Raw genomic sequence first — 14373 nt, 5'->3', positions numbered from 1 at the left:
TGAAACTTTAATCCACTCAATCTTTGTTCATTCCTGACTAATAATTAGCCTACGCAAATCTTACTGCCTACAAATAATGGGCTAAAATTAATTAATTCATTTTATATTTAATGAGATGAAACAAAACATTATAATATCAACATTCTATGAAGTGATGATTAACCTACTTCAAAATAATTACATAAATTCCCATTGTAATTCTTAATATTTATATGTAATATTGTATTGTCTTACTATCTATTTATAACTCACACACTAACTAGAAAAGGGAACCTTTAAAGGTTCCCTTTTCTAATTACAGTCATTATTTCTTTTCTAGAAATTCAAATGTATTTTTAAACTCTTTATCATTCACCTTAATATCAGCATCTTTCAATAATTCATTGACTACTTGTTGTTTCCATTTACCTGTCGTGTCTTGTAGTCTTTGCTGTTCTATATCTTTACGAATTGAATCTTTTACTTCATCAAATGGCTTTAATTCTTTTTTATCTGTCACTTTAATAATATGGTAACCGTAAGTTGTTTTTACTGGTTCACTTACTTGTCCTGCATCTAATTTATATGCAGCTTCCTCAAATTCTTTTACCGTTTGCCCTGGAGCAAAACCAGTGATTTCCCCGCCCTGTTCTTTTGAACCAGTATCCTCTGAGTATTGCTTCGCTAAAGCCGCAAAATCTTCTCCGTTATTTACTTTCTCTTTCACTTCTTTAGCAGTCTTTTCATCTTTTACTAAAATGTGACTTACCTTCATTTCTGGTTTATAGTTATCTTTTACATCTTTTTCTGTAACAGTCGCTTTAATCGCTTTCTCAAATGCAATTTCTGGCTTCATTTTTTCTTTTAATTCATCTTCATTTTTCAATCCAAGTTGTTCTAAAGTCGCTTTAAAGTTCTCACCCATTTTATCTTTTGCTTCTTCTACTTTCTTTTTTGCTTCCTCATCTGAAACTTTATATTTATCGAGCAACGCCTTACTTAACACCATTTGGTATAAAGTACTTTCCCCATATTTTTGTCTTAATTCTTTACTTAACTCTTTCTCTGTAACATTTCCTACTTTTGATGTTACTACGTTGTCTGAGGAACCACATGCAGATAATGCCAGTACTACACATGAAATAATTGTTCCTAAAAATAACTTTTTCTTTTTCAATTCAAAATACCTCACTTTTATTATTATATAAGAATAACTATACAGTGTTGTTGTGTATACAATGTGTTTTCTAGATGTAATTCATTTCATTTGAATAAACTATGTATCAGTAAAGGGACTCTTTACGTATTCATAACACATGTAACTACCTATAGTTACATGCTCTTCTAGTATCCAATTATTTTATCCAATATGTACCGCATTTTTCGCTCTGCCCACACATGTAAAAATTTTGATTCATTAATATTCCCTTAATAATTTATACATTCAGGCTCTGCATAGTAGTGAACTTTATATCATTATCAACTAAAGATTCATATTATACTAATATGCCTTTATAATCTAAACAAAAAACGCAGTATACAATAATACTGCATCATAGGAGCTGATTTCATGGAGAAAAAACCTATTGTTTTCAAAGTCCCACCAAATTCAAAATTAAAAGTTACATTTTTCGGTCCTTGTAACGAAGTAATTACAAATGTTTCTATAATTAATCAACTTTCCACACCTAAATGTCAAACTATTACACAATATCCAAACTATACGAAATATGAAACTGAAGTACGATCATTATCGAGTTGTTAATCCATTCTATACAAAATCCTTACAATTTGGTTAACTACAAAACCTTATTAATAGACTAAGATTACTCATTTCATGATATTTCATTGATAATTTATTGATTTTTCACACATTTACACCAACCGAACATATATTATCGTATGGAGATTATCCACTCATAAAACCTATCTTTCTTTAGAGCGTACTTTTTATGTATGCTCTTTTTTTATTTATCCCTTATTCTGTACATATAAATCTGATCACTTTTATATTTCACGTCGGGTAAATCGACCTGCCCTTTATAAATAATCTAGTCAAGGTGTCCCCCATAATACTTCTTTATTTATTAGACATTCACTACTCTATTAAATTCGTGTATCCATTCAAGCACCATTCATCTAATATATTTTCCTTCTAAATTCACAAAAGATGTATTAAAATTCTTTATATACTCAAGGAGGTCAAATATGTTCAAGTTGCATCCCATACTACTCATCTTAGGTTTTATTTTATTTTTATATAGTGTACTTGCCTTCATGTTATTCCTTTCCATACAATAGTAATACCTGCACAAACCGATGTTAAATATGTAATTTCTATATAGTAATGAAAAAGCCTTTAATTATACGGACATAAATTAAGATGTCTTTTTATACCGTTAGGCAACTAGCAAATGTAACGCCAAAGAACTTTTACACCCTTGTTACTTACTCTTTTTATTACCTGCAGAAAATCTAATACTTAAAATAAGATAGCCCTTTCAACATCAAAACTGTAAAAAATAATTTTAAAACTTTACCTTTCATCATTACATCTTTAGCATGTGAAATTCTCATGAAACAAACTCTATTTAACCGATTTACTTATAAAAAAATAACAATAATAATCCCCCACCATTCGGTACAGGGGATTAACTAAACCTACTGAAAAGTATTTTATTCTCTTCGTTATTTAATTGGAGAAGGAAATCTTGCAGCTTCAAAATGAACCGTATTCACGCCATTAACATTTTGAACAATTACTCCGGCGACACTACTCTCAGCAAAAACTTCAACTGAATCCCCTGCTTCTAATTGAAGAATAGAAGTTACTGAAACATCATTGTTAAAAAATACTCCAGTCCCAAAGAAATCATTATCTATTGCTATCGCTGGATTTCCATTCACACGAATTTCAACTCTAGCTCTGTAGTTCACATTAAAATCATTTGGAGAGAATGTTATATTCCCTAATATACTATATACCCCTTTAGTCTTCGGAATAAAAATAGATGTTGCTGGGTTATATTCATTCGCTAAATCAAACTGTTCATCTTGGAACAATACTTTAACAGAAGTATTTTCCGGGACAGGTTGATTCATTGTATTAACAGCTCTAAAGGCAGATGCCCTTACAAGTTTTTCCTTCTTATCCTCACAACAATTTTCTTTTACATACTTTTTATCACATTTACTATTTTCTCTAAAGCAATTATGACTTTTCTTTTTATAATCTTTACAATACTTACAGTAATAATAAGACGTAGTAAATCCCCCTTAAATTTATTATTACATACTATGCAATATAGATTAGAATCGTTTGGACAAACTGATACTCCTTTTAATAGAAAAAACCCCACCATTTCGGTGAGGATTACCCTTTATCTGCTGTATACTCAACTTTATTTAATTGGTGAAGGGAATCTAGCAGCTTCAAAATGTGAGCCGTCTTCCGAAGGACTTAAAACTCCGTCTATGCTACTTTGTGCATAAACCTCAACTTGATCTCCTGCATGCAATTGAATAATCGTCGAAACACTTACTACATTTCCAAAACTGATTGGACCAAAAAAGTCATTATCTATAGCTATTGCCGCGTTTCCATTCACACGAATTTCTACACGAGCTCTATAATTTAAGCTAGGATCGTTTGGAAAAAAACCAATCGTTCCAATAACAGAGTATACTCCTTTAGTCTTCGGAATAAAAATAGACGTTGTTGGATTATACTCATTTGCTAAATCAAATTGTTCATTTTGGAACAATACTTTTACAAAAGTATTAGCAGGAACAGGTTGATTCACCGTATTTCTAGCTCTAAATGCTGATGCCCTAACAAGACTATCCTTGTTGTCATTACACTTACTATTGTTCTTACAACAGTTATGCTGTTTCTTTTTATATTCTTTACAATACTTACAGTAGTAATAGCAAGACATACTCGTTCCCCTTTCATGCTTATTACTCCATATTATGTAAAGGAGATTCACAATGTTTGGACGAACTATTGTTTTCCCCCTATACTTGTCGCCTATTTATATACACGTAAGCGGAAGACATTTCAATAACACAACAACCTAGTAGTATAGTAATCTCTATTCAAATTTGATAAATCCCTTTCCTTTCTATTTTACTTTTTATGCATAAAAAAGAACGAACTTACATTCGTCCTTTCACACATTTTTATGGTCCAAAGCTTATCATCCAACCTAACATAAATCCAAATATAGAAAACAATAGCATAAAAAGATATAAACTACATGCCCACAATGCATATTTCCGACTTTTTCTTTTTGTGATCATTCCTATGACTGAGCATACCAATCCAATACCAACTATTTGCAGAAAACCTTTACCTATAAATGTTTCTTGTATAAGCAATATAATGTTCAAATATAATAACGCCAGAAAGGCAATAATTAATGAAATAGTCCCCATCCACGTTTCCTGTTTATAAATATGATTCTTTCTTTTTTTTAAGAATGCCAATTCCATAACCTCACTTCACCTACTTTCAATTTTCTAACTTTTTCGTGGCTCATTAATTTTTCAACTTCTGCTTTAGGTCCTGTTACAACTGCCCCATATGTTTTTACCCCATTTTTTTCAAGGAAAGAAATACGCTTTGACAACTCTAATACTTTCGCTCTAGATAGCTTCACTGCTAAATTTTCATGCTTTTGTAATGACTTTAACACATCAATAAATTGTTCCTCATGAGGTGAATCACTCACAAAAGCACCACTTGGTCTTGAAATCATATCTGCTGGAAAGCCAATCGGAGCAACATACATACCCTCGTCATTCGTTTGCTTCTCCTCTAACCCTGTATTAACGGCATACCAGACGATATCAATAGTGGGAAACATATTCGTTACCTCTTGTACACTCAACAATTCTCTAAAAGATATAAATGCTTCTACAACAGATTCTTGCGGAAGACCCTTTAATACTTGCGCTTCTTCACTACTATTATAGGATGAATTATAATTATTAGGATGAGACAATACCTCGTTATCTATATATGGGACTTCCGGAATTTTTTCATCTGTTGTATATTCACGGCTAACTTTCGTTGCTCTACTAAATATATAATCTGTTTTCTCTTCTCCTATTCGAATATCTTTCTTCCCTACCCTTTTATACAAATCAAAATGCAATTGTAAACTAAGCGGTAACAATGTTTGCTCCATGTCCCTATCTTTCAAAAATACATTTGGTTCTGTTACACTTAATGTTTGATTTACTACATTCCGTATCTCCATTGCGTTTGTAGGTGCAAATACATAGTATGCGAGAGTAGATATATATAATATAGGTTGAATAAGTAATAAAAAAGTAAATACAATTAAAACATTCGTAATACGCGCTCTTTTTTTCCCTATTTTCATCACTTGCTCCTGTTTTCCATTAGAAAGTGCATCCGGCCTTTGATGAAGAGCTTCTTGTAACAATTCTTTATAATCATCTTGTTCAGAATGAGGTTTATCATTTGTCATTTTGACTCTTTTCCTCCTTTAACAATTCTTTTAATCTCTTTCTCCCGCGAAATATGTGACTTTTATACGTGTTTAACTTTAAATCTAATACAGAAGCACCCTCTTCGTACGTTAATTGATGTACGTCACATAATAAAATAGCTTGCGCCTCTACCACCGGTAAAGTATGAATAATCTGAATTAATTTTTCATAACTATTTTTTGCGACTACATACTCTTCTGTAGATTCACCTGCTTGAATTGTTTCTAATTCCTCCGTTCCTACAAAAGCTACTTTTTTCTCTTTCCTAACAAAATCAATAAAGGTATGATATGCCACTTTAAAAAGCCATGATTTCACCTTTTGGTTTTCATAGTCTTCTAGATAAAGAAACGCCCGATAAAAAGTCTCCTGCATCAAGTCCTCCGCTACATGATGGCTACGAGAAAGGGAAAATAAATACCGGTACACATCGTTTATATAAACTTTATATATTTCTTCAATCTCCATCCCCCTCCTCCTTTCATATATAACACGAATAAACAAATTAAAAAGTTGCATTATTTTTCCTTTTTATTCATAAAAAATATTTATACGTTTCAATAACTATTTACAATTATAAACAAAACATAAGATGTTATGGCTATAAATATACTTCAAAATGGGGAAAAACGGTTCGGATGTTCTCCTGCTCTTGTAAATTGATAGTCATAGGACAATCTTCCTGTACGATATAACCACAGATAGGATTTCGTTGCTACCTCTCGTCCTGGTTCGCGTTAGTAAATGTTCATGTATCTTTTCATATAGTGCCACTATCCATCATTTGTCATGATAAGATAATTCTCATTCTTTCTTCGATCGACGATATTTTCTTATCAAAAAACAACTTGTAGAGTATGTACAAAGATTATCTCATCAGCTATTTACAAATTGTAGATGGAACTATTTGACGCTTACATATACACTCATCCCCCTCAATTATTTCCGCTATTTGCGGATACCTCAAAATTCGGCATCTGTGATAAAGGTAGGTGGGAGCTGGGTTTCCCGTATATATCCAATTGGTAATGGTTAGGTTAATAATCGGTTTGGGATACCTGCTCCTATTCATAAAATTTTCAGCTTATAGATTGAAGACAGTTCCATATGGAATCGTAAGAAAAGAACTTCCATACGGTGTGATTTGATGCACTGGATAAAAATACTCCATAGATGAATAATACGGCTGGATACCTTGTTGTTGCATTTGCATTTGTTGTTGCATTTGTAACGCTTGTTGAACAGCTTGAACTGTACTTTGTGCTCCGCTAAACGTTATTGATGTACCATATGCTGGTCGCATACCCGCTTGAGAATAAAAATACGAATAAAACATTTTTTTCAGCTCACTTTCATATAAGTTATTACAAATTATGTTATGATTCTTTATTTCAGTGGGTGCTGAAAGTTAGTCTATTAGCTTTGATTAGGTTTAAAAATTTCTATTCTCTCTTACACTTTCATATTTCAGTTACAAAGTTTATCTCCTAATACTAATTTAATTTTCGGAGGGGCATTTCATTTACAAGTTTTCGATAATTACTTTACAAACTAAAAAGGTAAAAAATTCACTATTTCTAATTCCATTCGATTACCTTCAAAACTATACAAATGAATTTTTAAGATTATTAAAGGTAAATTATCTATCTATACATCCTCCACAAAATAAAAGCACCCTAAACGGATGCTTTATTTTTCACTACTATAATTTCTTAGCAATAATTCAATTGTCCACGAATTTCACCATTAGGATGTTGTACTGTATGAACATTAATATAAATGTTTCCAGATATGATTTCATTTACAAGAGTAGCTAATGTTTGACCCGCTAACGGCCCAACCAAATCTTCTTGAGTAATTATTCCCGTAAGCGTTGCACACTCTATTGAAACCGGATTTGTTATAGGTCCAAATAAAAAAGCTACAACAGGACCATTAGTTCCTTTTGCTCCAATATGCAGATGGGCAACTACTACATCCTCTATATCAAATAAATCCAACTTAAATTTTAGGCTAAGCTCGTCCTGGCTTAATTTAAAGAAAGCCTCCCCTCGAGCGTCTGTTTCTACTGGTGGAACTTCATTTCTACCACGTAGCTTTGCAAAAAACATATCTATCACTCCTATGCTTTTATATACTACTAATATATTCATACCCTTTATATAAAGTGATAAAGAAGCAGTTGTTAGACCAATAAAAATTCATTTTATATGATAGATTAATTTATCAATTTTATAAAATCCATTAATTTAACTATAACGTTTTTTAAATTTGATTCATATATTGTAGTAGATTACTAGAAGGGAGGTGTAAATATGGAAAGTTGTGTTTTGTTCGTTAATGGACAACCTCTTTTAGTGGTATCAGTTGCTGGAATCGAAATTGCTAGATTAGAACTTTCTCTTCAAGTAGCATTGACTTTAATAGCATTAGGAATTCCAATCTGTGCATAAAAGTTAGGCATTTATAAAAAGAGGGCTTAAGCCCTCTTTTTTATTTTCACCTTTCCTTCACAACAAAAAAAGACGCCATTAAAATCACGGCATCACGTACAATAATTGCGATTTGTTTTATCATTACTTCACTAGCAACCCTAATTCATGTAGAATTTCTGAGAACGAATAGCCATATGCAAAACCTATAATACGAATCCCTGGGGTCCATCTATGTTCTAAATTTTCATTGTATGTTTTCTTATAATACTTTAATTCAGAATCTATATTATATTTGTCGTTAATAATTACTTCCTCACTATGAAATCCATCTATTTCAATCTGAACAGCTACGTACTCTGCTCCCTCAATTAAGGCTTTAATATAACACTTTTCTAATTCCTCTAATGTCATCCCCATTATTAACCTCCTATCATAATGGGCGTTTTGTTCGATAAAAAAGAACATCTGGATCAGTAAATACGAAGATATACAAAAGGTAATCTCATTGAGTATTCAATAGTTTATAAGCTGTTTGCTTGTCCCGCAACATATTATATGATTTTTATATAAAAATAGTTCATCCAAAAAAGTAAAAATTACCATTTATTATTTTAAAAGATAGTTACAATCTTATTTTTTAAGCTAGTCTATCAATCGCTCCCTTGTGTTAAAAGAAGCAACTAATTATATTTATGAGTTTAAAAACAGTCACAAATTATCTATATCACGCTCTAATCTTATTTTCTTAACCTCATTAAATTCCTTTACAAATTAAAAAAGCAGCTGTTACGCTACTTTACATTCATTTTATCCCCAAGAGAAATGATAAATATATTCTCCCGTTACATTTTGATTAATCCCAGTAATTCTAGCAAACCTCATTAAGTCTGCCCCTTGAAGAAAATACATCGCAAGCATTACTGGTACTTGCGACCACATAAATTGATAAAAATCCTCGACTCTTTCGTTTGTTGAAACAATTAAATCATTTACAGGCCCTTGATTCCATACAGAAGTACTAACTAAACGAAACGGAAGATCTTTCCCATTAACTACTATTCTTGCCATGCTTTGAGTTATGTCCACATCAATTCCCTCCATCATTACAAAAATCGGACCTGTGTATTTACTCCTATGGTTATAAATATTCTTGACTTTCATAAATGACTAAGGCAAATCTCTATTTTTCACTTCTATTCAAATGAATTTATTACAGTAAAAAATAAATGAAATTTTAGTATTACTCTCCCTCAACTTCCGTATTATTTAGATTATTTATACCCTTGTTCGCTTTTACAATCCGGTATGCAAAATTACATATCTTATTATCTCAATATCACTTTATTAACTACAATTTGATAGAAATTCATTTGTATCACCTGATAAATCAGCGTTTGTAATTTAATTCCTTATTTGAAATTCCACTCTTTTATTTTTAAACACTATATTCAAATAATTATATTGGAATTTCTTGTTGTATACACATCTATCTTTTTCATGTATTATATACGAGAAGAGTAAGGTAAGAGTTACTCTTTGCCATTTTAGGAAAGGTCCTGTTGGAAACAACAGGACCTTTTTCGTATTAGTAAAAGCAATCTTGATTTACTCATTTAACCCACTCATTACTTCCCCAAATATAGTTTCAACCATTTTTGCTTTAAGCTCTCTGACCTGAAATGCTATATGTTCTCTTCTAAGTAATCGACTACTCGTACTATGCGTGCTTCTCTTTACATACCTAACTTTCCGTACAGCTTGTTTCCCTTTAAAGTATTTCACATAATACAAACAAAAGAGCCGTTCTTGTTCCGTCAACTCTTCATCATCTAGCATCTCGTTCACCTCCTTAAAAATGCAGGATTTCCCTTTCCACTATCGAATTAGTAATGTTCGGAAAGGGGGTGTAACATGGCGGAAATTAAAGTAGGACTTACACAATTTTTAGACTTTACACTGAAAAGTAGTGCAGCTAAAACAAATTTTGTAAAAAATCTTAAATCTCAACCTGAATATCACCCAGTTTTTGATTACTGGAAACAATTACGAGAAACTGTTATTAAATTTCATAAAAACGAACTAGCTTTTGACTGTTTTGAAACATTAGTACAAACTGTTGACCAGAAGAAAAAGCAAAACTACATTGATGTTATAAAGCAGTATAAAAAATTTATTAAAAACAAAGACGTCTCTTGGTTTGATCCAGGTAAATCACATTGGTTATCACATAATTTAATCGTCCGCTCATCACCTGAACTTGGTTTGCTCATTAATGATGAGCCACATCTTATTAAACTGTTTTTCAAAGGAAAAAAAGAGCGAATTGATAAATATAACATCAACTCAACATTAACATTATTAAACGAATCAACATTTTCGAATGAACATAACAATGTGAATTATACGGTCCTTAATATCCAAAAGAACAAAATGTATACGAATAACTCTATTAATAATGATCATGTAATAGCTCTTGAATCAGAAGCTCACCAGCTTTGTTATTTATGGAATAAGATATAAAGGGTGTAGGAATCTCTTTATATGTCTTGTTCATGCGTAATTTAGGAACATTTTTCACAAACTACATTCATTTCGTTTAATTGAAGCTCACCTTCTTGTTTCTCACAAACAATGCAGGGTGGGCATTTTAAAAAAATAGTTTCTTTACCCATTTCACCATCCTAGTTACCCCTTTGAAAGAATAATGTAATACTGTCTTTCTATCACATCTACATTCCCCCTGACTTCTACCGCTAAATACTTCCTAACATGTTCTTACGATTCCTTTCTCGCTCCATATCATGTTTTTCTTTCACTCTATACAGTGCCGCAATTTTCCCTTCTAGTTAGCCTTGCTTCTTTTACCTGCATTACTTTATTTAGCTGTAATTGTTGCTGGAACTCCGCTAACGCCACTTAATCTCTTCTCTCACAACACCTCATAAAAATATATGGGGAAAAGAACTTTATAGCAATGGCTATCATGAATACAATTTACCTTACTAATAAATAGTAGCCTTACAATTTCAGAAGTTTGACACAGCTCACGAAAAAGCTTATAAAGAAAAGTGAGGTTCCTAATATTCATTTCTAAATTTAAGATGCATATAAGACTAGGACATAAAAAGTAGAATCACACTGGATATCTACTCATATGTACCAGGACTTCAAGAAACTGCGGTGGATCAATTTGCTAACGAATTTTCCGAAAAGAAAGGTTCTCGTTATAAGTTTTCCTTTCACAGCAAATACACCAACTAAATAACCAAAAATATTGATAGTGAAAAAGGAGAAACTAACATGAAAGAAATCAAATCTGAACAGGAATTCAAAGACATCATCGCAAGCGAGGAGCCAGTAGTTGTTAAGTTCTTTACTACATGGTGTCCAGATTGCGTGCGGGTGAAGAACAAGTAATTATTAAAGATTATATAAGTTTAGTAATCCCTATAACATAAAGGTTTTGAGGACATATCAGCGACCATTTCCCTTTTAAAATTACTCACGAATTTTCAGTTCGTTAGAAAATCTGTTAGAAGTTTGAGAGAAGTTTTCCTTGCAAACTTGTTAGCACTTTTTTATTTGATTGAATGCCAATGGTTATTTACTACTCCATTCAATTCATCCGCTAATGCATCTAATCTTTCCATTTCTTTTTCACCAAGTTCTTCTAAATAATTTTCACGATAATCTTCTGTCATTCTTTCGAGTGTTAAATATAGCCAATAAGCAACTTGAGAACTACTCATTTCATACTTACGTAGAACCTCATTTAATGCTTTTGCTGATTCAGTCATGTTGGATCACTCCTTTAGATAACTTTATTTTTCTCTTATTTGGTGGTAATGTCATTTCAGCAATAAAAGGTTTAGTTGTTTCTCCACCTGTTCGCAAAATATTAAATGCATGATATCTTTTCAATTTCAAACAATCCGCAAGTTCAAATGGTGCTAGTTCCTCTGCAAAAGCTTTAAATGTTTCTTTTGATGTTGGATACAAATGATAATGCGGTAGTGCATTCTTAATTGCTTGTTGTGCTTTCTTTGGTAACTGCTCCCAATAATGAAACAACCAAATAAATCCTACACGCCATTTTCTACTTTCAACAGCCATACTCTCCCAAAGTTTAGCGCTACGATTAAATTGATGCGGTTCATCCACCATAACAAAGAACGGAAATTGATTTTCTTCTTTTCTCATTTGCATCGCCAGATTTATTTTTGTCATTAATAAATTGCCAATTATATTTATTTGTTTCGGTGTTAAACCGTCTTTTTTTGCTACATCAATAACAAAAGCTTTTTTCTGACTCATAATTTTCACAAAATCGATTGATTCATTACTACTGAAACAATCCATCAGGAACGGATCCCCCATAATCATATCCATACGATTGTAAACAGGTTTAATCAATCTCATCCGCATATTATCGCTTTCATTCAAGTATTGGATAAGGGTCTGTTTATGAATCCCCTCTGGCATTTCTTCTATTACTTCCGCTAAATATTTTTTATCTTCCATAATACTGAATATCTCTTTTAACTGTGGAGTCTTCATACCAATTATAAAGGCGCGTAAATATCTTTCTGTTTGCACGCTATCCTCTAAACTATCCTCAAAGAATGAGAGTACTGCATCAGCTAACAATCCTTTTCCATAATTACTATACTGGGTTTCACACCAATCAAAAGATGGCTTTAGTTCAGAAATATTGATAATTTCGTATTGTGATGGATCTAAGACTTCTTTTAATTGATTTGTAACTTGGTGTTTAGCAGGATCAATAAAAATTGCACCAAACCCATTCCTTACTGCTTCTACCATTCTTGTAGCCCCATATCCATCCGTTTTACCTTGCCCCATTCCACCGATAACAGCAGTCGGTAAACACAGCTCATCTTCATTTTTAACTGGCATGTAAATTTGTTTGGTCTCACCCTTATAGGTTTGTGAGCCTAATAGTAATCCATTTTCAAATAAACTTGCTGGTACATCCGTTTCTAATTGCTTAATACTTTCAATTTTATACCTATCTTGTAAATGGTAAGTTGGCAACATGAATAAACGTGATGCTTCTTGAATAGACATATAATCAGAGTACATACTGATATTTTTGCGGCGCTCTTTCATATGCTGGAGCGTTCTTTTTCTATTTGCTGGGTAATTGATTAACTGGTTATCTCCATCTAATTCTCGAAAAGCTGTACTTATACTACGATTCAAAAGTATAGCTTGCTTTTCATCTTTCGCTTGTATCGCAATGCGAATATGAATTTGATATGCATCTCCTCGTGTCTTTTGTAGAGTTTCACTTCTTAAATGACCGTCCTTTAAAATAATTGCCCTATCGCTTTTTATAGAAATTTTTTCAGCGTTTTTCCCTGCTATTATTTCCCCAACAAAATTAATTGTACCTACTAACGAATGGCTAACAGCTTTCGAGGCCATATATGCCACATCTCTTTTATTAAAATGGAAGCGTAAAGGCATGTGTCCATCCTTTTTAAATCGTTCATACTGCTCTATAGCCGAGTTATACCAATCGTAGTGAGCTGGATGGCATAAAATTTGTATAATAATTTTTTCATCATCTTTCATGATGTTCAATGTCTCTAATAAAGAATTTAACCAGTTCGTTCTACGATCTACTTTTACAGATAGAAAATAATGATATCGTAGTTCCATTGTCGATATATATATTGGAGTGAATGTTTTGAATGGGTCTTCTATTTCTTTTGTTGTAACATTTGGCCATGTAGAATGAATAGCCTTTTCGGTTGATTTATCCATATCTGTTGGTATTGTAACTAAAAAATGTGTTTGTTTAGGTTGAAGTACCAATTCCCATGATAAAAAGTTTTTATCAAGCTTTTTCTTTTGTTTATTCCATCTTTCAAATACCGAACGATACATACAAAGCTGTTGTGAAAAATGATCAACACGATTATTCTCTAATTTGGAATGTGGGATGACTTGAATATGTTTCATTTCACCACCATCGCCTTTCCGATTTGAACAAGTATTTGCATAATTGCTGGTGCGAATTGTAGGCCTATGTAGCCCAAGCATGACCATTTGATCATATTAATTCCTGCACTCTTTTGTCCAAGCATTACTAAGATAAAACCAGAACTGATTGTGAGAAAACAGACTGGATATGATATACCTTGTATAAGTTGAATTAATGGTTCAAAAGCGTTAATTATTTTATCTTCAATCCAGCCGCTTGCTGCAGCTTGTTGAGTATTACCTAAAAGTAATGATGCTCCTAATCCAGCCGCATATAAAATCGGTTTTTCTTTCTTTTTCTTTTCCTTATATTCGCCACTCATAAACTCACGAAAATTATACGTTTCAACTTTTGCCATTCATCATCTCTCCTTTAGATGTAAATACTATACATACTTAGACAAGTAAGGAGCTGACGGTATGCCAGTCT

General features: G+C 32.2%; 16 protein-coding genes and 3 pseudogenes. 5 read left to right on the top strand and 14 right to left on the bottom strand.

The window, feature by feature from the left end; genetic code table 11:
- Window positions 1-304: 304 nt before the first annotated feature.
- Window positions 305-1156, bottom strand: coding sequence for a peptidylprolyl isomerase PrsA (locus NST14_RS12110; RefSeq protein WP_000727481.1), 852 nt, complete (start codon window positions 1154-1156; stop codon window positions 305-307).
- Window positions 1157-1549: 393 nt separating this feature from the next.
- On the opposite strand from NST14_RS12110, the gene NST14_RS12105 reads away from it, so the two are divergent.
- Entirely contained in the window at window positions 1550-1744 is a 195-nt protein-coding gene (locus NST14_RS12105) for a hypothetical protein (protein ID WP_000412568.1), read from the top strand.
- Window positions 1745-2667: 923 nt separating this feature from the next.
- Here NST14_RS12105 and NST14_RS12100 read toward each other — a convergent pair.
- From NST14_RS12100 to NST14_RS12070, 7 genes and pseudogenes are all read right to left on the bottom strand, one after another.
- A pseudogene (locus tag NST14_RS12100) lies at window positions 2668-3240 on the bottom strand (C1q-like domain-containing protein); the annotation flags it as partial.
- Between the two features lie 140 nt (window positions 3241-3380).
- On the bottom strand, window positions 3381-3917 hold the full coding sequence (locus tag NST14_RS12095; protein ID WP_229142720.1) for a complement C1q domain-containing protein: 537 nt from the start codon (window positions 3915-3917) through the stop codon (window positions 3381-3383).
- A gap of 244 nt (window positions 3918-4161) precedes the next feature.
- A complete protein-coding gene (locus tag NST14_RS12090) occupies window positions 4162-4473 on the bottom strand; it encodes a hypothetical protein (protein WP_000417668.1) in 312 nt (103 codons plus the stop codon).
- Window positions 4455-5477: an anti-sigma factor gene (locus tag NST14_RS12085; RefSeq protein ID WP_074532974.1), complete on the bottom strand. Its 1023-nt coding sequence runs from the start codon at window positions 5475-5477 to the stop codon at window positions 4455-4457. Before NST14_RS12085 ends, NST14_RS12090 begins: the two co-directional genes overlap by 19 nt.
- The gene (locus tag NST14_RS12080; RefSeq protein ID WP_000401919.1) at window positions 5467-5967 is read right to left on the bottom strand and encodes a sigma-70 family RNA polymerase sigma factor; all 501 of its coding nucleotides are present in this window, start codon (window positions 5965-5967) and stop codon (window positions 5467-5469) included. Before NST14_RS12080 ends, NST14_RS12085 begins: the two co-directional genes overlap by 11 nt.
- 616 nt (window positions 5968-6583) lie before the next feature.
- Entirely contained in the window at window positions 6584-6835 is a 252-nt protein-coding gene (locus tag NST14_RS12075) for a DUF3947 family protein (RefSeq protein WP_000500111.1), read from the bottom strand.
- 376 nt (window positions 6836-7211) lie between these two features.
- Entirely contained in the window at window positions 7212-7610 is a 399-nt protein-coding gene (locus NST14_RS12070) for a CHRD domain-containing protein (protein ID WP_000464534.1), read from the bottom strand.
- 204 nt (window positions 7611-7814) lie between these two features.
- Here NST14_RS12070 and NST14_RS12065 point away from each other — a divergent pair, with 204 nt between their 5' ends.
- A complete protein-coding gene (locus NST14_RS12065) occupies window positions 7815-7952 on the top strand; it encodes a DUF3956 family protein (RefSeq protein ID WP_000443219.1) in 138 nt (45 codons plus the stop codon).
- Between the two features lie 123 nt (window positions 7953-8075).
- Here the strand turns inward: NST14_RS12065 and NST14_RS12060 are convergent, their stop codons facing one another.
- The 3 genes from NST14_RS12060 to NST14_RS12050 form a co-directional block, all read right to left on the bottom strand.
- Window positions 8076-8351: a hypothetical protein gene (locus NST14_RS12060; RefSeq protein ID WP_000525900.1), complete on the bottom strand. Its 276-nt coding sequence runs from the start codon at window positions 8349-8351 to the stop codon at window positions 8076-8078.
- A 390-nt stretch (window positions 8352-8741) separates the two neighbouring features.
- A complete protein-coding gene (locus NST14_RS12055) occupies window positions 8742-9095 on the bottom strand; it encodes a hypothetical protein (protein WP_033670822.1) in 354 nt (117 codons plus the stop codon).
- Window positions 9096-9539: 444 nt separating this feature from the next.
- The gene (locus tag NST14_RS12050; RefSeq protein WP_000883188.1) at window positions 9540-9770 is read right to left on the bottom strand and encodes a terminase small subunit; all 231 of its coding nucleotides are present in this window, start codon (window positions 9768-9770) and stop codon (window positions 9540-9542) included.
- A 75-nt stretch (window positions 9771-9845) separates the two neighbouring features.
- Here NST14_RS12050 and NST14_RS12045 point away from each other — a divergent pair, with 75 nt between their 5' ends.
- From NST14_RS12045 to NST14_RS12035, 3 genes and pseudogenes are all read left to right on the top strand, one after another.
- Window positions 9846-10454 (top strand): hypothetical protein, encoded by a 609-nt coding sequence (locus NST14_RS12045; protein ID WP_000807968.1) that lies wholly within the window; start codon window positions 9846-9848, stop codon window positions 10452-10454.
- Window positions 10455-10959: 505 nt separating this feature from the next.
- Window positions 10960-11195 (top strand): annotated as a pseudogene (locus NST14_RS12040) (hypothetical protein); the annotation flags it as partial.
- A gap of 39 nt (window positions 11196-11234) precedes the next feature.
- Window positions 11235-11345: pseudogene (locus NST14_RS12035) on the top strand (thioredoxin family protein); the annotation flags it as partial.
- Between the two features lie 167 nt (window positions 11346-11512).
- Here the strand turns inward: NST14_RS12035 and NST14_RS12030 are convergent.
- The 3 genes from NST14_RS12030 to NST14_RS12020 are packed head-to-tail and all read right to left on the bottom strand — an operon-like array spanning window position 11513 to window position 14302.
- Window positions 11513-11731, bottom strand: coding sequence for a hypothetical protein (locus tag NST14_RS12030; protein ID WP_073535904.1), 219 nt, complete (start codon window positions 11729-11731; stop codon window positions 11513-11515).
- On the bottom strand, window positions 11724-13922 hold the full coding sequence (locus NST14_RS12025) for a hypothetical protein (RefSeq protein ID WP_080493066.1): 2199 nt from the start codon (window positions 13920-13922) through the stop codon (window positions 11724-11726). Before NST14_RS12025 ends, NST14_RS12030 begins: the two co-directional genes overlap by 8 nt.
- The gene (locus NST14_RS12020) at window positions 13919-14302 is read right to left on the bottom strand and encodes a hypothetical protein (RefSeq protein ID WP_073535906.1); all 384 of its coding nucleotides are present in this window, start codon (window positions 14300-14302) and stop codon (window positions 13919-13921) included. The genes NST14_RS12025 and NST14_RS12020 overlap by 4 nt, the downstream gene beginning before the upstream one ends.
- Window positions 14303-14373: the final 71 nt, after the last annotated feature.

The organism is Bacillus sp. FSL W8-0519, from assembly GCF_038005585.1.
Taxonomy (GTDB): domain Bacteria; phylum Bacillota; class Bacilli; order Bacillales; family Bacillaceae_G; genus Bacillus_A; species Bacillus_A paranthracis.
Note: the sequence above shows the minus strand (reverse complement) of the source record. Positions and strands in the feature narration are given on the sequence as shown.